This window comes from Kitasatospora sp. NPDC002040, assembly GCF_040296785.1.
GTDB lineage: Bacteria > Actinomycetota > Actinomycetes > Streptomycetales > Streptomycetaceae > Kitasatospora.
Window position 1 is genome coordinate 172,025 of sequence record NZ_JBEOXV010000011.1, and the last position, 23,265, is coordinate 195,289.

Annotated in this window: 25 protein-coding genes; 15 read left to right on the forward strand and 10 right to left on the reverse strand. The window is 73.1% G+C overall.

The genetic code is table 11. From position 1 onward, the window contains the following. Position 1 precedes the first annotated feature (1 nt). Positions 2-643: a methyltransferase family protein gene (locus ABT118_RS23240; RefSeq protein WP_350672095.1), complete on the reverse strand. Its 642-nt coding sequence runs from the start codon at positions 641-643 to the stop codon at positions 2-4. Then, positions 640-1,488: an AfsA-related hotdog domain-containing protein gene (locus ABT118_RS23245; RefSeq protein ID WP_350672097.1), complete on the reverse strand. Its 849-nt coding sequence runs from the start codon at positions 1,486-1,488 to the stop codon at positions 640-642. Before ABT118_RS23245 ends, ABT118_RS23240 begins: the two co-directional genes overlap by 4 nt. Before the next feature lie 650 nt (positions 1,489-2,138). Between ABT118_RS23245 and ABT118_RS23250 the strand changes: the two genes are divergently transcribed. After that, entirely contained in the window at positions 2,139-2,981 is an 843-nt protein-coding gene (locus ABT118_RS23250; protein ID WP_350672101.1) for an NAD(P)H-binding protein, read from the forward strand. Positions 2,982-3,043: 62 nt separating this feature from the next. On the opposite strand, the gene ABT118_RS23255 is transcribed toward ABT118_RS23250, so the two are convergent. Continuing rightward, positions 3,044-3,484 (reverse strand): hypothetical protein, encoded by a 441-nt coding sequence (locus ABT118_RS23255; protein ID WP_350672103.1) that lies wholly within the window; start codon positions 3,482-3,484, stop codon positions 3,044-3,046. Positions 3,485-3,651: 167 nt separating this feature from the next. Between ABT118_RS23255 and ABT118_RS23260 the strand changes: the two genes are divergently transcribed. From ABT118_RS23260 to ABT118_RS23270, 3 genes are all read left to right on the forward strand, one after another. Then, on the forward strand, positions 3,652-4,122 hold the full coding sequence (locus ABT118_RS23260) for a DIP1984 family protein (RefSeq protein WP_350672105.1): 471 nt from the start codon (positions 3,652-3,654) through the stop codon (positions 4,120-4,122). 509 nt (positions 4,123-4,631) lie between these two features. Further along, positions 4,632-5,957, forward strand: a complete 1,326-nt coding sequence (locus ABT118_RS23265) for a DUF6271 family protein (protein ID WP_350672107.1) — start codon at positions 4,632-4,634, stop codon at positions 5,955-5,957. Further along, positions 5,954-6,451: a GNAT family N-acetyltransferase gene (locus ABT118_RS23270; protein WP_350672110.1), complete on the forward strand. Its 498-nt coding sequence runs from the start codon at positions 5,954-5,956 to the stop codon at positions 6,449-6,451. The genes ABT118_RS23265 and ABT118_RS23270 overlap by 4 nt, the downstream gene beginning before the upstream one ends. 82 nt (positions 6,452-6,533) lie before the next feature. Here ABT118_RS23270 and ABT118_RS23275 read toward each other — a convergent pair whose 3' ends face one another. The 4 genes from ABT118_RS23275 to ABT118_RS23290 all read right to left on the reverse strand — a co-directional run bounded on the left by ABT118_RS23275 (position 6,534) and on the right by ABT118_RS23290 (position 9,435). Next, positions 6,534-7,256, reverse strand: a complete 723-nt coding sequence (locus tag ABT118_RS23275; RefSeq protein ID WP_350672112.1) for a 4'-phosphopantetheinyl transferase family protein — start codon at positions 7,254-7,256, stop codon at positions 6,534-6,536. Next, the gene (locus ABT118_RS23280; protein ID WP_350672115.1) at positions 7,253-8,083 is read right to left on the reverse strand and encodes a hypothetical protein; all 831 of its coding nucleotides are present in this window, start codon (positions 8,081-8,083) and stop codon (positions 7,253-7,255) included. Before ABT118_RS23280 ends, ABT118_RS23275 begins: the two co-directional genes overlap by 4 nt. A gap of 4 nt (positions 8,084-8,087) precedes the next feature. Beyond that, entirely contained in the window at positions 8,088-8,420 is a 333-nt protein-coding gene (locus ABT118_RS23285; RefSeq protein ID WP_350672117.1) for a phosphopantetheine-binding protein, read from the reverse strand. An 82-nt stretch (positions 8,421-8,502) separates the two neighbouring features. Further along, positions 8,503-9,435: a 3-oxoacyl-[acyl-carrier-protein] synthase III C-terminal domain-containing protein gene (locus ABT118_RS23290; RefSeq protein ID WP_350672120.1), complete on the reverse strand. Its 933-nt coding sequence runs from the start codon at positions 9,433-9,435 to the stop codon at positions 8,503-8,505. A gap of 98 nt (positions 9,436-9,533) precedes the next feature. Between ABT118_RS23290 and ABT118_RS23295 the strand changes: the two genes are divergently transcribed. The 4 genes from ABT118_RS23295 to ABT118_RS23310 all read left to right on the forward strand — a co-directional run bounded on the left by ABT118_RS23295 (position 9,534) and on the right by ABT118_RS23310 (position 12,829). Further along, complete coding sequence (locus ABT118_RS23295) at positions 9,534-9,815, forward strand: hypothetical protein (protein WP_350672122.1); 282 nt, start codon at positions 9,534-9,536, stop codon at positions 9,813-9,815. After that, entirely contained in the window at positions 9,812-10,984 is a 1,173-nt protein-coding gene (locus ABT118_RS23300) for a glycosyltransferase (RefSeq protein WP_350672124.1), read from the forward strand. The genes ABT118_RS23295 and ABT118_RS23300 overlap by 4 nt, the downstream gene beginning before the upstream one ends. 160 nt (positions 10,985-11,144) lie before the next feature. Beyond that, positions 11,145-12,044 carry an ATP-binding cassette domain-containing protein gene (locus tag ABT118_RS23305; RefSeq protein WP_350672126.1) on the forward strand — a complete coding sequence of 300 codons (900 nt, stop codon included), beginning with the start codon at positions 11,145-11,147 and terminating at the stop codon, positions 12,042-12,044. A 20-nt stretch (positions 12,045-12,064) separates the two neighbouring features. After that, positions 12,065-12,829: an ABC transporter permease gene (locus tag ABT118_RS23310; RefSeq protein WP_350672127.1), complete on the forward strand. Its 765-nt coding sequence runs from the start codon at positions 12,065-12,067 to the stop codon at positions 12,827-12,829. 92 nt (positions 12,830-12,921) lie between these two features. On the opposite strand, the gene ABT118_RS23315 is transcribed toward ABT118_RS23310, so the two are convergent. From ABT118_RS23315 to ABT118_RS23325, 3 genes are read right to left on the reverse strand one after another with little or no spacing between them, the layout of a single operon-like run. Next, complete coding sequence (locus ABT118_RS23315; protein ID WP_350672129.1) at positions 12,922-14,250, reverse strand: aminotransferase-like domain-containing protein; 1,329 nt, start codon at positions 14,248-14,250, stop codon at positions 12,922-12,924. Further along, a complete protein-coding gene (lipP1, locus tag ABT118_RS23320; protein WP_350672132.1) occupies positions 14,247-15,191 on the reverse strand; it encodes a LipP1 family hormone-sensitive lipase in 945 nt (314 codons plus the stop codon). Before lipP1 ends, ABT118_RS23315 begins: the two co-directional genes overlap by 4 nt. Before the next feature lie 26 nt (positions 15,192-15,217). Then, entirely contained in the window at positions 15,218-16,306 is a 1,089-nt protein-coding gene (locus tag ABT118_RS23325) for an alpha-hydroxy acid oxidase (RefSeq protein WP_350672135.1), read from the reverse strand. Between the two features lie 172 nt (positions 16,307-16,478). On the opposite strand from ABT118_RS23325, the gene ABT118_RS23330 reads away from it, so the two are divergent. From ABT118_RS23330 to ABT118_RS23360, 7 genes are all read left to right on the forward strand, one after another. Continuing rightward, positions 16,479-17,924: a class I adenylate-forming enzyme family protein gene (locus ABT118_RS23330; RefSeq protein ID WP_502884641.1), complete on the forward strand. Its 1,446-nt coding sequence runs from the start codon at positions 16,479-16,481 to the stop codon at positions 17,922-17,924. 77 nt (positions 17,925-18,001) lie between these two features. Continuing rightward, entirely contained in the window at positions 18,002-18,277 is a 276-nt protein-coding gene (locus ABT118_RS23335; RefSeq protein WP_350672137.1) for an acyl carrier protein, read from the forward strand. Next, on the forward strand, positions 18,274-18,549 hold the full coding sequence (locus ABT118_RS23340; RefSeq protein ID WP_350672139.1) for an acyl carrier protein: 276 nt from the start codon (positions 18,274-18,276) through the stop codon (positions 18,547-18,549). The genes ABT118_RS23335 and ABT118_RS23340 overlap by 4 nt, the downstream gene beginning before the upstream one ends. Continuing rightward, positions 18,546-19,658, forward strand: coding sequence for a beta-ketoacyl synthase N-terminal-like domain-containing protein (locus ABT118_RS23345; protein WP_350672141.1), 1,113 nt, complete (start codon positions 18,546-18,548; stop codon positions 19,656-19,658). The genes ABT118_RS23340 and ABT118_RS23345 overlap by 4 nt, the downstream gene beginning before the upstream one ends. Beyond that, positions 19,655-20,182 carry a hypothetical protein gene (locus ABT118_RS23350; RefSeq protein ID WP_350672143.1) on the forward strand — a complete coding sequence of 176 codons (528 nt, stop codon included), beginning with the start codon at positions 19,655-19,657 and terminating at the stop codon, positions 20,180-20,182. Before ABT118_RS23345 ends, ABT118_RS23350 begins: the two co-directional genes overlap by 4 nt. Before the next feature lie 148 nt (positions 20,183-20,330). After that, on the forward strand, positions 20,331-21,950 hold the full coding sequence (locus ABT118_RS23355) for a class I adenylate-forming enzyme family protein (RefSeq protein WP_350672145.1): 1,620 nt from the start codon (positions 20,331-20,333) through the stop codon (positions 21,948-21,950). Further along, entirely contained in the window at positions 21,947-23,212 is a 1,266-nt protein-coding gene (locus tag ABT118_RS23360) for a beta-ketoacyl-[acyl-carrier-protein] synthase family protein (protein ID WP_350672148.1), read from the forward strand. The genes ABT118_RS23355 and ABT118_RS23360 overlap by 4 nt, the downstream gene beginning before the upstream one ends. Positions 23,213-23,265: the final 53 nt, after the last annotated feature.

The window sequence follows — 23,265 nt, forward strand, 5'->3', positions numbered from 1 at the left end:
GCTACCACACTCCCGGGACGAGACGCCGATGCCCGCCCGCGTAGTCGGGGTAGCCGGGCACGGCCCACAGCACCCGTTCCTCGACCAGGATGCGCCGGACCACGCACGCGCACAGCGCGGCGAACAGCAGCACGCTCAGCGGGTTGAGGAAGAACGCGACGAACCCGGCGTTGGCCAGCAGCATCCCGGTGTAGGCCGGATGCCGCACGTACCGGTACGGGCCGGTGGTCACGACCGAGTGGTCCGAGTACCGCACCACATGGTGCGAGTAGAACCGGCCCAGGGTGCGGATCGCCACCAGCCGGAGCGCGACCGCGCCGACGGACACCGCGATCGGCACGGTCAGCCACGGCGACCAGCCGTCCCACGGCAGCGGCCACAGGACCGCGGCCACGGCGGTACCGGCCCGGCTGAGCGCGTACGGCAGCAGGGTGCTGTTCTCGGCGGCCGACTCGGACGGGTGCCGGACGCTGATCCGGGCCTCGGCCACCACCCACCCGAGGTAGGCGAGGGCGAACAGCGCCGCGACCAGGTGCGGCCCCGGGCCGTCCTCGGCGAGCAGCAGGCCGATCGCGACGACGAGGACGGCGGCCACGGTCGGCAGCAGGGCGCGCAGGCAGAGTACGACGACACGTTGGTTCATCCCGCGCTCCGGCTCGCCCGGAAGCGGGCGTACACCTCGGGTCGCAGGATCTTGCCGGTGAAGACCAGCGAGCCGACCACCGGGCCTTCGCCGCCGTCCCGGCCGGCGATCAGGTCGAACCTGTACTCGGTCCGGCTGGCGGAGATGGGCACCGTCTGCCAGCGCAGCGTCAGCGGGAGCGAGGACGGCACCCCGACCGGCAGGTCGGCGGCGACCCCGCGCAGCAGGATCTGCGTGTCCAGCGACCAGCCGCCGGTGCGGTGGGTCAGCCAGGTGGACAGCTGCCGGCCGGCTTCGACCACGGCCTCGGTCCGGTGGATGCCGGGTCGCCGGCCGCTGAGCGCGTGGCCCTCGGCCGGGAACACCACGGCCGCGGTGACCCGGCCCCCGACCACGGACGGGTCGCCGATCATCACGTTCTCCGGGCGGACCCGGTGCACCAGCGACGCCTGCGCGGGCGGAATCCCGCCTCCGTCGAGGCCGTTCGGCCGGACGGGCAGGTCCGCCGGCGAGAACTCGGCCCAGCCGTCGGCAATGGGCGTGGATTCCTGGGAAATGCGAACGGCACACCGTTCGCCCTCCAACTTACTGGCGGACAGCTCCAGTTCCGGGCCGAGTTCGGCCATGGAATGGAGCGTCACCCCGGCCTTGATTCGGCCCGCCCCGGATATGTCGGTGCCGGCCACCACCAGGTCCGTCATGGCGCAGATCAGCAGCATGCCGGGAACGTGGTCGAGCGGGTGGTCGAAGAAGAACGGATCGCTCTGGTCGACCGTCAGGTCGGCCGTCCATCCGTCCCGGTCGGGCAGCGGCCGAACGGGGCCGATGAGTCTGCTTCTGTTCACGTCCGGAATCCTGGACGTCAGTACCGCATGGGTCATTGTTCTGGATACCCCGATTTCCTCGCCTGCCGAGTCGCCGGAGCGCGAAGCGCTTCGCGGGGACTCGGAGTCAGCGGTGGGCGTACAAGGCGGCTTCGTGCAGGCCGGGGAGCCGGCCGGGCGGCAGGCGGTCGATGGGATCAACCGCCGTTGCCGGGAAAGAACTTGGCGCGTTCGACTGTGTCGTCCACGCGAGTCGGTAGTTGTGGCGCCCGCTCAGGACCGATGGCGACCCGATCAACTACGGCGTGACCCTATCACCAGATATTCAGGACCAATTGGCTTGATCTTCATGGTTCCTGATGGCAGGTCAGATTCAACTCGCAGTGATGGCAAGCAAGTTCGTACCCCTATCCTGCGGCACTCGCCGGGCGGTGGGGTACGGATTCCGGGAGGTCTGCGCAGAGGGGCAGCAGATCTGCCCCTGCGGACACGGCCGGTCCGCCCGTACGGGCAGTGAGTCTGCCCGTACGCGTAGAGACGACGCGCCGTCAACAGTCGCTCAAGGCTGAGCAGTTACTGTTCTGTTCCCCCCCAGGCCCCGACTGCTCCATCGGCATACCCGATCGCGTCGGCGTGGCACCGGGACCGCTTCGAGGACGGGAACACCCGCTGTGATTCTTCTGACCGGTGTCACCGGAACGGTGGGCCGCGAGGTGGCCCGACTGCTGGCGCCGACCCGCCCCGTGCGGGTGCTCGCCAGGGACCCCGCGCGCCTGGCCCTGCCGGGCTGCGACGTCGAGGTCGCCACGGCCGAGTACGCGGACCGGGACGCGCTGCGGCGGGCGCTCGAAGGTGTCCGGACGGCGTTCCTGGTGACCAACGACCCGACGCAGCCCGACGACTCCCGGTTCATCGCGGCGGCGACCGCGGCCGGGGTGCGGCATGTGGTGAAGCTGTCCGCCTACGCCGTCAGTGAGGCGGACGCGGACGACCTGATCACCCGTTGGCAGCGGGCCAACGAGGAACTGCTGCGCGAATCCGGTCTGGAGTGGACCCTGCTCCGCCCGCGCGCCTTCATGTCCAACACCCTCGCCTGGGCGTCGTCCATCCGCGCCGAAGGTGTGGTCCGGTCACTGAACCCCTACGCGGGCAACGCATGTATGGATCCGCGCGACATCGCCGAAGTGGCGGCGCGGACCCTGACCGAGCCCGGCCACGTCGGCCGGATCCACCTGCTGACCGGGCCGGAGGCCGTCACGCCGGCCGAGCAGACGGCCCATCTGGCCGCCGTGCTCCGCCGACCGCTCCAGGTGGCGGAGCTGACCCTGAACCAGGCCGTCTCGCAGTGGTCCCGGCGCTACCCGGCGCCGATCGTGGAGGCGCTGCTGCAGAGCGCCGCCCGCCAGGCCCGACGGCGCAAGACGGCGGTCGACCCGACCTTCGAGCAGGTCACCGGTCGGCGACCCCGGCCGTTCCGCACCTGGGCGGCCGACCACGCCTCGGCCTTCAGCTGACGGGGACTTCGACTGACGACCCGGTACCCCCGGCGGTCAACTGACGGCTTGGCGCCCGGCCGTCAGCGGCGGCCGGTGGACAGCACGAGGAGGAACTGGCCGCCGCCGGCCTCGACCGCGGCGGTCACCGGCAGCTCCGGGACCAGCCGGGAGAACCGGTCCACCAGCCAGTCCGCCGCCTCCTGGGCGTCCCGCTTGGTCGGACAGCGACCCACCATCTCGCGGCCGCCCTTGCGCTCCAGCCGCGCCGCCACGGTGATCAGCGGCGCGGGTTCGACCACGTACAGGCGCTCCGGCCAGGCGATGACCACCTTCACCGCGCCCTTGCGGGAGTTGCACCCGCGGTGCGCGAGCCGCTCGGCCACGTTCGCCTTCCGGTCGGCGGTCCGACTGTCGACGCTGGGCCCGCGCGGATCGTTCACCGACTCGTCCGGGTCCACCGCTTCGTCGCACACCCAGCAGCGCCAACCGTCACGCTCGGCCACATCATCAAGGAGACTCACCCGAGCAACTTAGCCTGCCCGGCCCCGACCGCACGCATCAGGACCCCGGCCGGCTCCCGTCGTGCCGCCCCGCAGCACTGCGGCCCGGCCGCCGCGCCGCCACCGTTCCGGCCGCGCTGACGTGCATACTTGCGGGACGATCGGCGGAACACAGGGGTGATGACGCAGTGAAACTGGCTGAAGCGCTCGCGGAGCGCGCGGCTGCGTCGCGGCGGGTGGAGCAGTTGCGGGCGCGGGTCATCGGCAGCGCCCGCTACCAGGAGGGCGAGGAGCCGGCCGAGAACGCGGCGGAGATCCTGGCCCAGGCCGGCGAGGTGCTGGACGAGTTGGAGCGGTTGATTCGTCAGATCAACCGGACCAACTCCACCGCGGTGGTCGAGGGCGGCGGCACCCTGATGGACGCGCTGGCCCGGCGGGACGTGCTGCGGCTGCGCCACTCGGTGCTCACCTCGGCCGCCGACGCCGCCGCCGGGAAGGGCCAGCACGGTGTCCGGCAGCTGCGGTCCGAGCTGCGGATCCTGTCCGCCCTGCCGGTGGTCGAGCTGCACGCCCGGGCGGACGTCCTGGCCAAGGAGCTGCGCGAGGTGGACACGCTGATCCAGCGCACCAACTGGGAGATCGACCTGATCGAGGACTGACCCCCACTGACCGGGTGCGGGAAGCAGGTAGTCGTCACGGAGGCGTGCACACACCGCGGGTCGGCGGTCTATCCGGCCCCTGGCGCGCGAAGGGCAGCGCAGGGGTTCGACTCCCCGTCAACAGTGCAGCTCAGCACCGCGTACAGGTGACACGGCACCACGCACAACTCATCACCACGTGCAGATCCGGACGACGAGGGCGGGAACGGGGCGCCCCGCACCCCGCGCGAGGGCCGTGCCACCGGCACGGCCCTCGTGCCTTTCCGGCGCCGGACCTCACGAGGGCAGGGGGCCCTGCCCGATCGGGCAGTGTCGATGCGCACCGCCCGATCCCCGGAGGCCCTCCGTTGACACCCAAGTTGGTCTAGTCCACTGTGGTGAACAGGGTCATCCACGTGGGCCCGCCGGAGCCCCGCGCCCTGACCCTGCCACCAGGCCGCCGATGGGTTCCTGCCCGTACCGGACGCGTACGGGCGAGCATCTGACGATCAGACGGAGATTCCCACACCATGCAACGAGTCTGCCTCGCCCTGCCCACCATGCGCGCCTGCCCCGGCACCATCGTGGACCTCGCCGAGGAGGCGGCCTACGCCGTCGCGACCTTCGGGGCCGAGGTCCACCTCCTCGTCCTCGACACCACCGGCGAGGCCGAGTTCGCGAAGAACGCGGACGCCGTGGCCTCGCTGGCCCCCACTCCCGGCGTGTTCGTGCACCACCTCGGTGACGCGCAGCAGCGGGACTGGCTGCGCCGGGTGGCCGAGGGGTCCGGCGCCGCCGACCCGGAGCTGCTGCTCGACCTGATGCTGCCCAAGGGCGTCGCGTACGGCTCCTGCGTCAACCGGCTCTTCCTCGGTGCGGCCGCACTGGACTGCACCTCGGTGCACCTGCGCAACGACGACTTCGAGTACCAGGTCCGCGACGGAGAGAAGCTCTACCCGATCCACCCCGAGCTGCTCTCGATCGGCCGCCCGGCCGGCCAGGCGGTGGCCGGTGTGACCCGGTCCGAGCTCGACCCGGCCGACGCGGACAAGCGCGTGATGGTGGTCAGCGGCGCCTTCCTCGGTGAACTCAACGTGGACATCGGCGAGATCCGCGAGCTGGACCCGCAGGTCTACCACGACCTGGTGCGCCTGTGGACCCCGCCGGCCTGGTCGGACGAGGACCGCGACGCGATGGTGGAGCTCTCCTTCAAGGGCGTCGGCGCCGAGCCGTTCGACACCGACGAGTCGATCCTCGGCGTGCCCGACATCTGGAAGGTCTACATGTGCAACGTCGCACTGGACCACCGGGCCTACGAGAAGCTGCCGCTGCTGCCCTCGCTGGACACCCTCGGCTGCGACTACGCCCTGCTGCACGCCCTGGTCCACTCCAAGTCGCCCGGTGTGGTGCACAACCGGCACATCGTCAACTACTACACGCCCGAGCGCAAGGTCGGCACCGGCTTCGTCAACTACCAGCTGCGGTACGTGAAGCTGCTGCTCTCGATGCTCTACCTGTACCCGGTCTACGGTGCGATGTGGGACGCGGGCAGCGAACTCCTGGACGACAAGCACGAGTTGAAGGTCGAGACGATCCTGGGCATGGTGCGCGACACCTTTGGGGCGGACCGGTCCGGGAACGAGCACTGCCTGGACGAGGTGGACCGCGCCTACCGCACGCTGGGCGGCAAGTACGCCGAGCTCGCCGACGTGGTGGCCGAGCGGCGGCAGCAGTTGCTGGACGAGGCGCAGCAGGACGCCGAGCTCTGGGCGACGCTGATCGAGGCCTGGGCCCCGATGGCCGCCGCCGCCCGCACCCAGGGCCTGCACCCCGCCGTGGACGGGGCGGCCCGATGAGCGCGGAGCCCCTGGTCCGGCAACTCGCCGACGGCGACTGGGACATCGTGGTCGCGCTGGAGCACGAGGCCTACGCGGCCGACGGCCTGTCCGAGGGCCGGGAGGCGCTCCAGTCCCGCGCCGTCGCCTCGCCGGGGACCTGCTTCGTGCTGGAGCAGGACGGCGTGGTGTGCGGCTACCTGCTCAGCCTGCCGTACCCGCCGCTGCACTCGCCGGACCTGTCCCGGGTCGAGGACACCGTCTACGAGTCGGACAACCTGCACGTGCACGACGTGGTGATCGCCAAGGACCAGCAGAGCCGGAACCTGGCGGAGGTGCTCATGGTCCAGTTCCACTCCCGCGCAAGGGAGTTGGGCTACCAGAGCGTCTCCATGGTGGCGGTGCGCGGCTCGGAGATCCTGACCCGGCTGCTCGGCTACCGCTCGAACCGGGAGGTGGCGCTCCCCGCGTCCTACGGGCGGCGCGCGGTCTACATGTCGATGCCGCTGCACTGAGCGGGCGCAGCGGCGATGCCCCGGGTCCGACCGCGAACGGTCGGACCCGGGGCATCGCCACGCGCTCAATCAGGGCCCTCGACTACGGTGCTTCCCAGGTGTGCTGACGGACCGTGAAGGGCCGGTCCAGGTCCGCGGCCACCGCCGCGTGGAACGGGCCCGGCACCGGGACGTCGGTCACCCACAGCGGGCCGGACGCCAGCGGACCGGGGTCGGCCAGGCGCAGTGGCGAGGGGCCGGCCACCGGGAGGCCGAGGCCCTGGGCCAGCCGGCCGCCGTGGACCTTGACGCAGGCTTCGCGGCGGCACCAGAGCCGGGCGAACCGGTCCGCGCCCTCGGTCGGCGTGGGGGCGTCCAGGACCGACGCCGCGTCGCGGGGCGGGAAGTGACGACGGGCGATCCGCTCACCGACACCGGGCCGGTGGATCTCCTCGACGTCCGCGCCGACCCGGCGGCCGTCTGCGATGGCCAGAACGGCGAGCGCCCCCGACGCGGACCAGTTCACCTGGATCCGATCGGAGGCGGACGGGAGGACGGGCGCGGGCTTGCCGTGCGGGCCGCGCTCCCAGACCAGTTCGGCGGCTCCGGTGCCGAGCCGGTCGGCGACCAGCAGGCGGACGGCGCCGCGCACCAGGGTGAACCGCGCGCCCTGGACCGGGTCGCGGGCCCGGTCGGCGCGGGCCAGCTCCTCGGGGTCGAGCAGCGCGCGCAGCCGGTGCACCAGGGCTGCGGGCCCGTCGGTGGGAATGGTCCAGAGGTCGATCACGTCGGTGGCAGCGGCGTCGGCCGCAGGTACGGCGTTCACGGCAGCGACAGGGTGCTGAGCCGGCCCAGCCGCCGGTCGTGGTCCGCCAGCAGCAGTGGCCCGCCGGTCTGCGGGCCCCGGGCGATGCGGTCGGCCAGCAGGGTCCAGAGGCCGGTGAACGGCTGTCCCGGCGGCGCCGCCCCGACGGCCGCCCTAGCGGTGCCGGAGCCGAGCTCCACGGCCAGCTCCGAGGCCAGCAACAGCTCCGCGCCGGGGCCCAGTTCACGCTGCGCGGCCAGGGCCGAGTCCAGCGCGGCCGAGCGGTCCGGCTGCTCCTGCTGGCGGACCCGCATCCCCTCCCCCGCCTGCTCCTCGCAGACCAGCACGACCGCACGGTGCAGCTCGGGCAGCACGACCGGCTCCACCGGCTCGTAGTGCAGCACGCTCTGCTCCGCCAGCACGATCACGGCTCGCCGGCAGCCACCGGTGCGGTGGTGGGCGGCGGCGATCCGCAGGGCGGTGAAGGCTGCCGCGCTGCCCTGGTCGCATACGGCGAAGGCCGTCGGCTCCCCGGGACAGTGGCGGCTGAGGTAGAGGGCGGTGGGCGCGCCGGGCCGGACGTCGGGCGAGGAGAAGGCGAGGATCAGCAGGTCCGCCGGCTCGTCCGGGGCCAGCACCTTTCCGAACAGGCCCTCGGCCATCAGCCCGAAGTCGTGTCCGACTCCCCCGTCCAGCAGGTCCTCCCGCAGCGGGACGCCGTACGGGCGGACCAGGTCGCCGACGAAGGTCCGCAGTTCGGGGTGGAGCGCGGTGTCGGCGTGGCCGTCGAACCCGGCGGCGACCGCCCTGGTGACGCGCAGGCCCCGGGCCTCGGCGGCGGGCGGCACCGGGTCAGTCCTGCTCGACGAGGTGCCCGGCGACGTAGTCGGCGAGCCGGTCCATCGAGCTGAGGTCGTCCAGGGCGATCTTCTCCACGTCCACCTGGATGTCGAGCAACTCCTCGATCTCCAGGACCAGTTCGATGGTGCTGGCGGAGGTGAGGCTGAGGTCGTCGAAGAAGCAGACGTTGCTGAGGTCCTCCGGGACCTCGCGGCCGAGGACGCGGGGCAGGGCGTCCTTGATGCCGAGCACGATCCGGCCGCGCAGCTCGGCGTCGACCGCCCCGGTGGCGGCCGCCTCGGTGGCGACCGCTTCGGTGACGGATGAGAGGGCAGAGTCCGACATGGGTGAACCGTCCGGTGTGAGTGAGGTGGATGCGGGCACGGATTGCTACGACGAGCGCGTCGGCGGGCCCGCTGGCGGCACGTCAGTGCCGGATGACCATGGCCGAGAAGGTCGCGCCGACGCCTGCGGCCGCGATCAGGTAGTGATCGCCCGGCCGAAGCGTTCCGCCCGTGGTCGCGGTGCGGAGATTGACGAAGGCGTCTGCAGCGAAACTGTGCCCCACCGAGGGCACGTTGTCCAGCACCACCCGTTCGACCGGATAGTCCATCTCGCGGCAAATCATCCGCCAGGAAGCCTGGTTGACGTTGTGCGGAAGCAGTAGCGCGATCTCGGACAGGTCTAGACCGGCCTGGTCGAGCGCGGCCCCGATGGTCTCGATCATGGTCGGCTGGTACTCCCGCAGGTACCGGTTCAGCAGCTCCGGGTCCTCGGCCAGCCGGCCGTCGAACTCGGGCCGCTGGCGGACCACGTAGGAGAGCACCCGGTCGCGGGTGCCACCGGAGCTGATCAAGCAGGCCGCCGAGGCCTCCGCGAAGATCGAGGTCTCCGGGACCACCTGGGCGTCCCGGGTGAAGGTCTTCTCCCCCGCCAGCACCAGGGCCAGCGCCGACGGGTCACCGTCGTCCGCCAGCAGGCGACCGGCCAGGTCGACGGCCAGCAGCGAGGTCGCGCAGGCCTGCTGGGTGACGGTGAACGCGTTGGCGTGGGTGAGGCCGAAGCGCTCCTGGAGCTGGTGCAGCGGGTTGAGCGGGTAGGGCACCACGACCGGCATGCTGCGCGCGTGCAGCAGGTACCGGACCCGGTGTTCGTTGCCGCGCAGCTCGGGCAGGGCCCTTACAGCGGCGTCCAGCAGGTCGAGCAGCGTCCCGTCCGGGTCCAGGCGTATCTGGTCCAGGCCGTGGAAGCGGCGGAAGAGTCGAAGTTGGCGTGGGGTCAGGCCGATCCGCGCGCCCACGTCCTCGATCGACTCGAGTCGCGGGGGGAGGTGGACGGCCACTGCCTCCAGTGCGGTCACCCGGGCTAGTATTCCCACGCTCCGCAGGTCGCACAAGTGATCACCGACCCGGAGCCCTCCCTTTCGCCCCCGTGCCGTCGAGCAGGTGGAGCCCCCGAATGACTGATATCAGGCCTTCCTTCGTACACCCCGACATCGATCCCGAGCTGGTGGCGCTGCTGGTCGCCGCCGCCGATGCTCTGCCCGATTGGGCAGAGTCGGTGGTACCGCAGGCCCGTCTCGATGCCGATCTGGCCTTCGACGAGAGCGAGTTCGCCGTGCTGGACACCCTGCTCCGGGAGCGGTTCGGCGCCGACCTGGGCGCGCTGCGGGCCGGCCTGGACCTGGACGCGCTGGCCGCGCTGACCGTCGGCGACCTGGCGGAGCTGGTGCGCCGATGAGCCGCTTTCTGCTGGTGGTGCCCCCGCTGACCGGGCACGTCAACCCGGCGGCCGGGATCGCGAACGAGCTGATCGCACGCGGCCACGAGGTGGCCTGGAGCGGCACCGAGACGGTGCTGGAACCGCTGCTGGGCCCGGACGCACTGGTCTTCGGCACCGGCAACCGGGCGTTCCGGGCGCTGGGCGGCCACGGCCTGGCCTCGGTGCGCTCGCTCTGGGAGGGTTTCATCGTCCCCTACTCGAAGTTCACCACGAAGCCGCTCGACACGGTGGTGCGCGAGTACCGGCCCGATGCCCTGCTGGTGGACCAGCACACCCCGGCGGGCGCGCTGATCGCGCACCGGCACGGGCTGCCCTGGGCGACCCTGGCGCCGGGGGCGATGGAGCTGGGCCGCCCGTACCGGGCCCTGCCCGAGGTCGAGGCCTGGATGACCGGCCACCTGGAGCGGCTCTGGGAGCGGGCCCGGCTGCCTGCCGTCGAGTACACCGATCCGCGGTTCTCCCCGCACCTGGTGGTCGCGACCACCGGCCACCCGCTGCTCGGCGACCTGCCGGAGCTGCCGCAGCACGCCCTGGTCGGACCGGTGCTGACCGAGCGTCCGGCGGATCCGACCTTCCCGTGGGAGCGGCTGGACCCGGGCCGCCGCACCGTCCTGGTCACCATGGGCACCATGTCGGACGTGGTCGGCGCCGACTTCCTGAACCGCACCGTGCAGGCGCTGGCCCGGTCCGGCGAGGGCGTCCAGGCGGTGGTCGCCGCGTCCGCCGGGGCACTTCCCGCCGACCTTCCGGACCACGTGGTGGTGGTGGAACGGGCACCGATCCTGGAGCTGCTGTCGAAGGGCGCGCTGGACGCGGTACTTTGCCACGGCGGGATGAACACCGTGGGCGAATCCCTGGCCCACGGCGTCCCGTTGCTGCTGGCGCCGATCCGCAACGACCAGCCCTTCGTGGCGCAGCAGGTCGCCGAGGCCGGTGCCGGCCTGCGGGTGCCGTTCACCCGGGCCGCCCCCGAAACCATCGCCGAGCGGCTCCGGCGGGTGCTCGACGAACCCTCGTTCCGTGCGACCGCGACCCTGATCGGACGTCAACTGCTGTCCGGCGGCGGAGCGGTGGCAGCCGCCGAGCGACTGGAAGCACTGGTCACGGGCTCGCCGACCAGCCCTTAGATTGGTCTAGGCCATTGTTTCCTGGGTACCCCAGCCTCTAGTGTGAGGCGCAGGCACCGGTTCCCAGGAACCCCCGCACCCCATCCCAGCCCGGGAGTTCTGGTTGATCGAGACCAAGGGACTTCGTAAGTCCTATCCGTCCGGAAAACGCGGCCAAACCGTGGTCGATGCCGTCCGCGGCATCGATCTGGACGTCCAAGCAAGTGAGATCTTCGGCTTCCTCGGCCCCAACGGCGCCGGGAAGACCACCACGCTGCGCATGCTCGCCACGCTCATCCGCCCCGACGGCGGCGAGGCCCGGATCGCCGGCGCCGACCTGCTGGCCGACCCGGCCGGGGTCCGCCGGCGGATCGGCTACGTCGCCCAGGGCGGCGGCACCAACGACACCGTCACCGCCCGCGAGGAGCTGGTGCTGCAGGCCCGGATGTACGGCAGCGGCAAGGCCGAGGCCCAGCGGCAGACCGAGGACGCCCTCAAGGCCTTCGACCTGACCGAGTTCGCCGACCGGCCCTGCCGCACCTACTCCGGCGGCCAGCGCCGCCGGGTGGACATCGCCCTCGGGGTGATCCACTCCCCGCAGGTGCTGTTCCTGGACGAGCCGACGGTCGGCCTCGACCCGGCCAGCCGGAGCCAGGTCTGGGCCGAGATCGAGCGGCTGCGCACCGAGGGCATGACGGTGGTGGTGACCACCCACTACCTGGAGGAGGCCGACGCGCTCTGCGACCGGGTCGCGATCGTCGACCACGGCCAAGTGGTCGCCGAGGGAACCTCCGAGGCGCTCAAGCGCGAGATCTCCGGCGACGTCGTCCTGCTCGGAGTCACCGCCGACGAGAGCGGGCCCGCCGCCGCCGCCCTCCGCGGCCAGCCCTACCTGGAGCGGCTGGAGCAGCAGGGCGAGGACAGCCTGCGGCTCTACCTGGACGACGGCGCCACGGCCATCCCGCAGCTGCTGCGCGTCCTGGACGGGGCGGGCGTCGTCCCCAGGACCGTCCAGCTCCAACGGCCGAGCCTGGACGACGTGTTCCTCGCCCGCACCGGCCGCTCCATCGACCAGTCCTGACGATCCCTGGGGTCCTTTCCGTGAAGCTCGCCCGTGACACCTGGCTGGTCTTCCAGCGGCAGCTGCTGCTGATGTGGCGCACACCGATCTGGATCGCCGTCGGCGTGGTCCAGCCGGTGTTCTACCTGCTGCTGTTCGCCCCGCTGCTCAAGCAGGCGCTCATACCCATGGGTGCCACCACCTATGCCGAGGCCTACCAGATATACGTACCGGGCCTGTTGGCGGTGCTCTGCATCTTCGGCGGCCTCTACACCGGATTCAGCCTGCTCGGCGAGCTGAAGGCCGGCGTGATCGAGCGCGCCCGGGTGACCCCGGTCAGCCGGCTCGCCCTGCTGCTGGGCCGGGCACTGCGCGAGGTGGTCGCGCTGATCGCCCAGGCCGTCATCATCACCCTGCTCGCGCTGCCGTTCGGCCTCCGGGTCGGCCCGCTGAACCTCCTGCTGGCCTACCTGCTGCTCGCCCTGCTGGCGCTGATGACCTCGGCCATCTCGTACGGCATCGCCCTGGTGCTGCCCAACGACGCCGCGATGGCGCCGGTGGTGAACACCGTGGCCCAGCCGATCGCACTGCTCTCCGGCACGCTGCTGCCGGTGGCGCTGGCGCCGATGTGGCTCCAGTCGGTGGCCAAGTGGAACCCCTTCTACTGGGCGGTCGAGGGCATGCGGTCGCTGTTCTCCGACCACGCCGGCGCCAGCGTGGTCTGGCAGGGGCTGCTGGTCGTCGCGGTACTGACCACCGCGGCGGTCTACTGGTCGGCCCGGCTGTTCTCGTCCCGGATCCGGTAGCGCCCGGGTCGGTGCAGTGAACGCTCTATAAAGAAGAGGGGAGAGGCCGGGTTTTCACCCGGCCTCTCCCCTCTTCTTTATAGTGCTTGCTTTCAGCTTGCGGACTCCCGGATGAAGTCCGCCAGCCGGGCCACACCAGCCGCGATCTGATCCTGGCTCAGGGCGCTGATCGAGAGCCGCAGCCGGCGCTCGCCGCCACCCGCCGGGTAGAACGGGGCCATCGGGGTCCAGAGCACCCCGTGGTCGCGGGCGCAGCGTTCCATCGCCGCCTCGTCCGCGCTGAACGGGACGTCGAGCACGGCGAAGAAGCCGCCTTCCGGCTCGTTCCAGGACAGGCCGAGCCGGGCCCGCTCGGCCGCCGGGAAGTGCCGCTCCAACTCCCGCAGCAGCACGGTGAGGTTGGCCGCGTAGTACGCGCGGGCGGGTGCGTTGGCCGCGCGCAGCCGGCAGTCGTGGCTGAGCAGCATGCCGCCGATCACGGCCTGGCTGAGTGCGGGGGTGTTGACGGTGGTCATGCTCTTCAGCTTGGCCAGCTGGTCGGCGAGCAGGCCGGTCCGGCCGTCCGGCGTGACCACCTCCTGGTCGGCGACCACGTAGCCGAGCCGGGCGCCGGGGAAGCAGGTCTTGGCGAACGAGCCGAGATAGACCACCTGGCGGTGGCGGTCCAGCGCCTTCAGCGTCGGCCGCTCGCCGGACTCCCGGGCGAAGAAGCCGTACGGGTTGTCCTCGATCACCAACAGCCCCTGCTCGGCGGCCACTTCCAGCAGGGCGGCCCGGGCCTCCACCGTCATGCTGGTGCCGGACGGGTTGGCGAAGTCGGGGACCACGTAGAGCGCGCGCGGGCGGCGGCCGGAGGCCCGGACCGCGCTCGCGGCGGCCCGCACCGCCTCCGGGTCGGGACCGCCGTCGGGGCCCTCGGGGACCGGGACGGTCGCCAGGTCGAGCAGCCGGGCGGCGCCGGTGACGCCGACGTAGCAGGGCGAGCTGACCAGCAGCACGTCGTCCAGCGTGGCGCAGAGCGCGCGCAGCACCAGCAGCATGCCCTCCTGGGCGCCGACGGTGAGCACCAGCGCCTCGGGCGCCACCTCCAGGCCCTCGTCGTTGGCGAGGGTGCGGGCCACCAGGTCCGCGATGATGCCCTTGGTGGGCCCGTACTGGAACAGTGCGGTGCGCACCGCGCTGCGGCTCAGGCCCCGGTCGGCCAGGTGGGCGAGATAAGTGTCCAGGTACGCGTGCACGGTCTCGGGCTCGAAGAAGCCCTCGTGCGGGCGGCCGGGGGCGAACGAGAGCGCGTCCGGATAGCGCTCGGTGACCTCGTTCAGGAAGGTCATCGCGTCCAGCAGCGGATCGGCCAGGCTGCCGTGCAGCTCTCCCAGCGGCAGCGGGGCGCCGATGACGGGGGCGGAGGCGGGGGCGGTCATCGCAGGGCCTCGCGCAGCTGCTCGGCGGCGTACCGCTGGGCCTCGCGGCCCTCGTCCAGCACCCCGGCCATGGCGAAGAAGCCGTGCGGCATGCCCTGGTACCGGCGGACCTCGACCGGCACGCCGGCCGCCCGCAGGGCTTCGGCGTACAGCTCGCCCTCGTCCCGGAGCGGGTCGTACTCGGCGGTGATCACGGTGGCGGGCGGCAGTCCTGACAGGTCCTCGGCCCGCAGCGGGGAGGCCAGCGGGTCGGCGCCGTCGGCCGGGTCGGCCAGGTAGTGGCTCCAGTACCAGTCCACCGAGCGGCGGTTGAACAGCAGCGGGTCGTCGTGCTCGCGGACGGACGGGGTGTCCGCGCCGTGGGCGGTGTTGGGGTAGACCAGCAGTTGGTGCCGCAGCGCGGGGCCGCCCCGCTCGCGGGCGGTCAGGGTGAGCGCGGCGGCGAGGTTGCCGCCCGCGCTGTCGCCGGCCACGGCCAGCCGCTCGGCGTCGATGCACAGGTACGCGGCGTACTCGGCGATCCACTCGGCGGCTGCGGTGACGTCGTGGACGGCGGCCGGGAAGGGGTTCTCGGGGGCGAGCCGGTAGCCGACCGCGAGGGTGACGCAGCCGACCGCGTTGGTGAGCCGACGGCAGATCGCGTCGCCGGTCTCCAGCGAGCCGAGGGTCCAGCCGCCGCCGAACAGGTAGAGCAGGGCGGGCAGCGGACCGTCCGGGACGTCGGCCGCGGCCGGGCGGTAGACCCGCAGCGGCAGCGGTCCGCCGGGGCCGGGGATGATGAACTCCTCGACCGAGCCCACCGGTTCCGGGTTCCCGGCCGCGGCCAGGACGCCGGCCAGGTCCGCGGCGCGCGCCTCGGCGGTGGTGAGGGAGTAGAGCGGGGGCGTACCGGCCTCGGCGCGCTGCTTGCGCAGGGCCTCGGCCTGGGGGTGCAGTGGCACAGGATCTCCAGGAATCGGCTGGTCGTTCAGTGGCAGGTCGGCCGGACGACCGCGGTGCGGTCGAGGTCGGCCAGCCGGGGCCGGCCCAGCAGGGCCAGCGTGTGGTCGAGTTCGGTCTTCAGCAGGTCGAGGACCCCGGCGACGCCGTCCTCGCCGCCGGCGGCCAGGCCCCACAGGACCGGGCGGCCGATCAGCACGGCCCGGGCGCCGAGGGCGATCGCGAGGGCAACATCTGTGCCCGTCCGGACACCGCCGTCCAGGAGGACGGGCAGAGTTGGCGGCACTGCGGCGACCACCTCGGGCAGAACCGAGAGGGTCGCGGGGGCACCGTCGAGCTGGCGGCCGCCGTGGTTGGACACCACGACGGCGTCGACGCCGTGCTCGGCGGCCAGCCGGGCGTCCTCGCCGGTCAGGATGCCCTTGAGCACGATCGGCAGGCTGCTGCGCTCGCGCAGCCAGGACAGATCCGCCCAGGTCAGGGTGGGGTCGAACTGCTCCTTGGCGTGGTCGGCGATGCCCGAACTGCCCGCGTCGGCGCGGTGGCTGGACGCCATCAGGTCCTGGTCGAGGTTGACCGCGCGGATGTGCGCGGGGATGGCGAAGCCGTTGCGGGCGTCGCGCAGCCGGCGGCCGATCCGGGGCGCGTCCACGGTCAGCACCAGGGCGCGGTACCCGGCCGCCTCGGCCCGTTCCACCAGGGCGGCCAGCGCGTCCCGGCGGCGCAGCCAGTACAGCTGCAGCCAGAGCGGGCCGGTGGCGGCCTCGGCGATGGATTCCAGGGTGCGGCTGGCGAAGATTCCGGCGACCAGCAGCGCTCCCGCCCGGCCCGCGGCCCGGGCCGTGGCCAGCTCGCCCTCGGGGTCGTACAGCTGGTGGTAGGCCATCGGCGCGATGCCGATCGGGGTCTCCAGCCGGCTCCCGAGCAGGGTCAGGCCCTGGTCGGTGGCGGAGACGTCGACCAGGGTGCGCGGGCGCAGGCGGCACTGGTCGAACTGGGCCCGGTTGGCGGCGAGGGTCCGTTCGGCGCCGCTGCCGCCCTGGACGAAGTCCCAGGTTTCGGCGGGCAGTCGGGCGCGGGCCGCGCGTTCGACATCCGCCAGTTCGAGAGGTCCCACGGGTTGCCTTTCCGGGCAGGCCTCGCTCGGGCCGGCTCCGGCCGGGAAGCATAGGAGGCCGGGCGCCGAATTGGTATAGACCTTGCTTTGGCCTGGCCCTCTGTGCAATCGTCAGGAACCGAACCGAATCCGTTGATTGTGAACGATGTCCATCCAACCTCCCCTTCGTGGAGTGGCGTTGACCGGCTCTTTCTCCCTTCCTCCCCGGCCGGCCGGGGCCTCGCCCGCCGAGGCTCCGCACGACTGGGTGGACCGCTTCCTCCTGGCCGGCCCCGATGACGAGGAGTGCCTGCGCTTCGGGGCTCCCGTGGACCGCGCCACCCTGCGCGCCCGCGTCGCCGAGCAGGCCGAACGGCTCACCGCCGCCGGTCTGTCGAGCGGCGGCACGGCCGCGCTGCGGCTGGCGCCCTCGCTCGGCTACACCGCCGTCCTGCTCGCCTGCTGGCAACTGGGCGCCCAGGCGATCCTGTTGGACTACCGCCTGACCGACCACGAGGTCGCGCTCGCGGTCGAACGGCTGGCACCCCAGGTCCTGGTGGAGTCGGCGCACCGCCCTGCGGCGGCGCTGCGCGGTTTCGCCGAGACCGACCCGGTGCCGCTGGCACTGCCGGGCGGGCGCCCGGCGGCGACCGGCCATGCGCTGGTGCAGCTGAGCTCGGGCTCGACCGGCCCGGCCAAGGTGATCGCCCGCACCGCCTCCGACCTGCTGCGCGAGCTCGACTGCTACCGGCGGCTGGAGCTGTTCCCCAAGGCCGGCGAGCGGGTCGTCCTGCTCTCCTCGGTCGTCCATGTGCTCGGCCTGGTCGGCGGGTTGCTCAACAGCCTGCACGCCCGGGTGCCGCTGACCGTCCCCGAGCGGATGACCACGGCGGGCATCCTGGCCGCCATCGCCGCGGACGACCGGCCGACCACCGTGATCGGCGTGCCGTTCCACGCCGAGCTGCTGGCCGGTGCCACCGCTCCCCCGCCGCTGCCCCAGCTGCGCCGGATGATCGTCGCCGGCGAGCTGGTCCGACCGGGAGTGCCCGCCGCCTTCGCCGCCCGGTACGGTGTGCCGCTGGGCACCATGTACGGAATGACCGAACTCGGCGTCATCGCCACCGACCTCGACGGCACCCTGCACCCCGGCGCCGCGCCGGTCCACGGCATGGACCTGCTTGAGGACGGCGGCGAGCTGCACATCGCCATGGCCGCCTCGCCGTACCCCGGCCTCGACGACCCCACCCGCTGGTCGGGCGGCCGGCTGCACACCCGGGACGCGGGCCGGATCGACCCGGCGACCGGGCAGGTCACCGTACTCGGCCGGCGCGACTCCCAGGTCTCCATCGGCGGCCTCAAGGTCGACCTCAACGAGGTCGAGCAGACCCTGGCGGCCCTGCCCGAGGTCCGCGAGGCCGTGGTGGTCTTCGAGGACGGCGCGATCGAGGCCTTCCTGGCCGCCGAACCGGTCGCCGACCACGCCACCGTCCGCGACACCCTGACCCGCGAACTGGCCTCCTACAAGCGGCCCCGACGGCTCTCGTTCCTCCCGGCGCTGCCCCGCACTGCCACCGGCAAGCTGGTGCGCGACACCACCGCACTGCGCGCCGCCGCGGCGGCTGCCGCGCCCGCTTCCTGACGCACCGTACGCACGCACGCACCACCGCACGTATGCACCACCGCACCGAACCCCGACACAGCACGAGGAGCACCACCATGCAGGAGCGCATCCACGAGTTCGTCCTCGCGGCACTCGCCGAGATGAACTACGACGTCTCCGAGGTCAGCGGTGACACCGACCTCGGCCCGGCCGGGCTCGACCTGGAGTCGCTGGCGCTCGCCGACCTGTCGGTCCAGGTCGAGGACGAGTTCGGGGTCAAGTTCGACCTCGACGAGATGGAGACCACCGCGCTGATGACGCTCGACCAGTTCACCGCCGACGTGGCCCGCCGGGTCGCCGCGCTGGCGCCCGTCGCGGGCAGCCCCGCGTGAGTGCGCCGGTGCTGCCGGTCCCGCCGGACCGCTCCGTCATCCTGGACATGCTGGCGGCGTTCGGGCAGACCGCTGTCGACAGCGTCCCCGACATCATCGGCTCGCTCGAACTCACCTGGCTGACAGCCGAGTTCGAGCAGCGCTACGGCGTCGAGCTGGAGCTCTCGGACGAGCAGTTCGACTCCATCCGCACGGTGGACGACGCGATCGCGGTCCTGAGCGAGGCCGTGCTCACCTCCCCCGAGTTCGACCCCGGGGCCACCCGGTCATGAGCAGCAGCGCACCGCCGGCCGCCCGGCCGGTGTTCACCGGCCTCGGAGTGCTCAGCGCCTTCGGCCGCGGGCTCGCACCACTGCTGGCCGCAGCCGGGCAGGGCCGGACCGGCTTCACCGAGGTGACCCGGTTCGACGTCGCCCGGCGCGGCACCCGGCGGGCCGCCCTGCTGCCCGATCCGCCGCCGCTCGCGGACGCGGTGCTCGGCGCCGTCACCGACGCGTGGCAGCAGGCCGGGCTGCCGGACCGGCCCGGTGACACGCCGGTGCTGCTCGCCCTGCACAGCGATCTGCACACCGGCGCGGTGGCCGATGCCGTGGCCGGCGGCGTCGCCGCCCTGGGACTGCCCGGGGTGGCCCGGGTCTACACCGGCGCCTGCGTCGCCGCCGCCACCGCGGTGGCCGACGCGGCGGCGCTGGTCGCCTCCGGCCGGCACCCCCGGGTGCTGGTCGCGGCCGGCCACCTGGTGGAGCCGGGCGTCTTCGCGGCCTTCGACGCGGGCCGGGCGCTGGCCCGCGACGGGGAGCTGCGGCCGTTCAGCACTGGCCGCAGCGGCACCCTGCTCGGCGACGCAGCCGCGGCCGTGGTGGTCGAGGCCGACACGGCGGCCGAACGGCGCGGCGCGCTCCCGCTGGCCCGGCTGGCCGGCTGGGGCCGGGCCGGGGACGCGTACCACGTGTGCCGCCCCCGGCCCGACGGCGACGGGGTGGCCCGCGCCACCCGGTCCGCGCTGGCCCGGGCGGGTGTCGACCCGTCGGAGCTGGGCTACCTCAACGCCAACGGCACCGGTTCGCCGATGTCCGACCTGGCGGAGGCCCGGGCGCTGCGCGAGGTGTTCGGCGACGCCCTGGCCGAACTCCCGGTCAGCTCCAGCAAGTCCGTCCACGGCCACGCCCTGGAGGCCTCCGCACTGCTCGAACTCGTGGTCACCATCGCGGCGTTGGACAGCGAACGGCTGCCGGTCAACGCCGGCTGGCTGGGCCCGGACCCGGAGATCGGCCTGAACCTGGTCCTGGCCGGACCGGACCGGCCGCGCCCCCGCTACGCGCTCAGCCTCAACTCGGCCTTCGGCGGCGCCAACACCGCACTCCTGGTGGCCGCCGCATGAACGGACTGCACACCCTCGCCACCGCGACCTGGCCGCACCCGGAGGGGCCGGGCGAGCCGCCTGCGCTGCCCGGCTTCTCCGCCTCGACCTTCAACCCCCTGGTCGCGGCCGTCGCCGAGCTCTGCCTCACCCGGCACCTCGGCGCCGAGCCGCGCGAACCCGACCCCGCGGCCGGGCGGACCGGCCTGCTGCTCGCCAGCGCCGGCGGCGACCGCGCCACCGCGCTGGCCATCGACACCGCCGCCGCCTCCGGGCGCCGGATGCCGGCCCTGCTGTTCTTCCAGTCCAACCCCAACGCCGTCCTCGGGCACATCGCCGCTCGCTGGGGCCTGGCCGGGCCGGTCGTCGCGATCAGCCCCCGGGAGGCCGCCGCACCCGGCGAAATCCCGTCCGATGCACTGGAGTTGGCCGCCCTGATGCTCGCGGACGGCGACGCCGACCAGATCCTGATCATCGCCGCGGAGCAGGCCGACCGGTCCGGGGGCACCGACCACGGCACCGCCGTCCTGGTCACCTCCGCCTGAGCACCCGAGCGCCTGAGCATCCGACGACCTGAGCACCCGACCACCTGAGCGCCCGAGCGCGCGCACCCCATCACACATCCGTCCGTACGCGTCCTCGACGCCGCACGCCGCACCCGCATGGCCAGCACCATGGGAGGGACCCATCACCATGAGCATCCGCAGTATCCGCACCCTTCTGGCGGACGACCCGGACGTCGGCACCGGAAACGTGCTGACCAGCAGAATCGCCCTGGGGATCGGGCTCGACGACCCGCTGCTGACCTTCGACACCCCGGTCGACGACCACGCCGCCTGGGCGCCCTTCACCCTGCGCGAACTCGACCGGTCCGTCCGGGCCAGGGCGGCCGCCCTGCACGCGCTCGGAGTCCGCCGCCGGGACCCGGTGGTGGTGTACGCGACCGCCGCCGCCGACCACGTGCTGTCCTTCCTGGCGCTGGCGCGCCTCGGTGCGATCCCGGCCCTGCTCAACCCCAAGGTGGAGGGCGAGCGCGCGGCCCGCTACATCTCCCGGCTCGGCGCCGTCGGCATCCTCACCGACGCCGAGCACCGGGCCGAGCTGGCCGGGCACGACCCGGTCGCCCCGCTGCTCGCCGACACCTCAGAACTCGGCGCCGGCGACCCCGACGCGGCGCCCGAGCCGTACCGCCACTCGGCGGACGACCCGGTCGCGATCACCCACTCCTCCGGTACCACCGGCCTGCCCAAGGCCGTGGTGCACTCGCACGCCAGCCTGTACGCGTCGATCCGCCACCGGGCCGCACTGCCCCGCGCCCAGGGCACCGACCGGATGCTCAGCGTCCTGCCCGCCCCGCACGCGGCCACCCTGATCGCGGTGAACCTCGCCCTCAGCACGCACGGTCAACTCGCCCTGCTCTCCCAGCAGTCCGGCGCCGCCACGCTGGACGCCATCGAGAGCTGGCGGCCGCACAGCGTGGTCGGCTTCGCCGCCACCTGGGCCGACCTGGCCCACCACGACCTGGCCGCCCGCGACCTGGACACGGTCTCGTTCTGGTGGAACACCGGCGACTGCGCGCACGAGGCGCACATCCGCCGCCTGATCGCCACCGGTTCGCGCGAGACCGTCACCCGCGAGGGCCGCAGCCGGGTGCCGGGCTCGGTGTTCATCGACGGCCTGGGCTCGACCGAGATGGGCCACTCGCACTTCTTCATCACCCACACCCTCGGCACCGAGAAGTACGGCCGCTGCGTCGGCCGCCCGCACACCTTCGTGGACTGCGAGGTGGTCGGCCCGGACGGCGAGCCGCTCGGCCCCGGCGAGGTCGGCGAACTCGCCACCGCCTCACCGACCTTGGCGCCCGGTTACTGGAACGACTCGGTCACCACCTACCGGACCCGGCTGCGCGGCCGCTTCCTCACCGGCGACCTGATGTACCGGGACGAGGAGGGCTACTACTACCACGTCGACCGCCTGGTGGACTCGGTCGACCTCGGCGACGGCAAGCGCCTGTACACCGCGCTCTCCGAGGAGCGGGTGCTGGCCCGCGTCCCCGACGTGCTGGACTGCACGGTGGTCGCGGTCAAGGACGGCGACCGCGTGGTCACCGACGTGCTGCTGATCCTCCAGGACGGCGCCGACCCGGGCGCCGACCGCACCGGTGAGGTGGTCGCCGCGCTGGACGAGCACACCGGCGCCACCGTCCGCTCGGTCCTGGTGGTCAAGGGCGACGACATCCCGCTCGGCCCGACCGGCAAGGTCCGCAAGGTCCTGCTGCGCGAGCGCTACCTCGCCTCGGTGGCCGGCCGATGACCCGGACCGCGCGCAGGCCCGGGGCCGTCATCACCGGGATGGGCCTGGTGACACCGCTGGGCCGCAAGCCCGTTGAGGTCTTCGAGGCGCTGACCGCCGGACGCAGCGGCATCACCGCCGTGCCGGAGGGCCACGTCGCCCACGGCTGGCTGCCCGCCGCCGGAATCGCCCCGCACATCGACGGCCGGGAGGTGCTGCCGCCGACCGAGGCCCGCTGCGTGGACCGGTTCGCGCTGCTCGCGCTGGCCGCGGCGGACGACGCGATCGCCGACGCCGGCCTGGTGATCGGCCGCGACGTGGACGCCCGCCGCACCGCCGTGGTGCTGGGCACCGGCGGCGGCGGCCTGGAGACCTACGAGCAGCAGGCGCAGCGGCGGACCGAGCGCGGCCGACCCGGCGTCAGCCCGTACCTGCTGCCGGGGATGCTCTCCAACATGGCGGCCGCCCGGGTGGCGATCAAGCACGGGATCCGCGGCTACAGCAGCGCGATCGTGACCGCCTGCGCGGCCGGTGCCCAGTCGGTGGCCGAGGGGCTGCGGCTGATCCGGGCGGGCGACGCGGACGTGGTGGTGTGCGGCGGGACCGATGCCTCACTGCACCCGACCATCATCGCCGCCTTCACCAACGCCCGTGCGCTGGCCCAGGGTTGGCAGGATCCCGCGCAGGCGAGCCGCCCGTTCGACCTCGGCCGCAACGGCTTCGTGCTGGGCGAGGGCAGCGCCGTCCTGGTGCTGGAGAGCGCCGAGCACGCGGACGCCCGCGGCGCGGCCGGCTACGCCGAGCTGATCGGTTGGGGCTCGACCACCGACGCCCACCACCCGACCACGCCCCGCCCGGACGGCGAGGGTGCGGCCGACGCCATGCGCACCGCGCTCGCCAGTGCGGGCCTGGAGCCGGCCGACATCGGCTACGTGAACGCGCACGGCACCGGCACCAGGCTCGGCGACATTGCCGAATCCGCCGCGCTCAACGCGGTGTTCGGCGAGCACCGACCCGCCGTCAGCTCCACCAAGGGCGCCACCGGCCACCTGCTGGGTGCCGCCGGGGCGGTGGAGGCCGTGATCACCGCACTGGCGGTGGCCCGGGGCCTGCTGCCCCCGACCCTCAACCTGGCCGAGCCCGACCCGGCCTGCGCCCTGGACCACGTCCGCGGCGCCGCCCGGCCGGTCGAGCTGCGGGCCGCGCTCAGCAACGCCTTCGCGTTCGGCGGCCACAACACCAGCCTGGCCTTCGGGCCCGCGCCCACCCGCGCCGTCCGCTAGGGCCTGTCAGACAGACCCTGGGGCCTCCCGTTCGCCCTTCCGCTCTCAACTCC

What these genes read in the sequence shown, in the direction of transcription:
- ABT118_RS23240 (WP_350672095.1), bottom strand. Translation starts at nt 643, where the DNA reads ATGAACCAACGTGTCGTCGTACTCTGCCTGCGCGCCCTGCTGCCGACC.
- ABT118_RS23265 (WP_350672107.1), top strand. Translation starts at nt 4,632, where the DNA reads ATGCAACGAGTCTGCCTCGCCCTGCCCACCATGCGCGCCTGCCCCGGC.
- ABT118_RS23270 (WP_350672110.1), top strand. Translation starts at nt 5,954, where the DNA reads ATGAGCGCGGAGCCCCTGGTCCGGCAACTCGCCGACGGCGACTGGGAC.
- ABT118_RS23285 (WP_350672117.1), bottom strand. Translation starts at nt 8,420, where the DNA reads ATGTCGGACTCTGCCCTCTCATCCGTCACCGAAGCGGTCGCCACCGAG.
- ABT118_RS23295 (WP_350672122.1), top strand. Translation starts at nt 9,534, where the DNA reads ATGACTGATATCAGGCCTTCCTTCGTACACCCCGACATCGATCCCGAG.
- ABT118_RS23300 (WP_350672124.1), top strand. Translation starts at nt 9,812, where the DNA reads ATGAGCCGCTTTCTGCTGGTGGTGCCCCCGCTGACCGGGCACGTCAAC.
- ABT118_RS23315 (WP_350672129.1), bottom strand. Translation starts at nt 14,250, where the DNA reads ATGACCGCCCCCGCCTCCGCCCCCGTCATCGGCGCCCCGCTGCCGCTG.
- ABT118_RS23335 (WP_350672137.1), top strand. Translation starts at nt 18,002, where the DNA reads ATGCAGGAGCGCATCCACGAGTTCGTCCTCGCGGCACTCGCCGAGATG.
- ABT118_RS23345 (WP_350672141.1), top strand. Translation starts at nt 18,546, where the DNA reads ATGAGCAGCAGCGCACCGCCGGCCGCCCGGCCGGTGTTCACCGGCCTC.
- ABT118_RS23350 (WP_350672143.1), top strand. Translation starts at nt 19,655, where the DNA reads ATGAACGGACTGCACACCCTCGCCACCGCGACCTGGCCGCACCCGGAG.
- ABT118_RS23355 (WP_350672145.1), top strand. Translation starts at nt 20,331, where the DNA reads ATGAGCATCCGCAGTATCCGCACCCTTCTGGCGGACGACCCGGACGTC.
- ABT118_RS23360 (WP_350672148.1), top strand. Translation starts at nt 21,947, where the DNA reads ATGACCCGGACCGCGCGCAGGCCCGGGGCCGTCATCACCGGGATGGGC.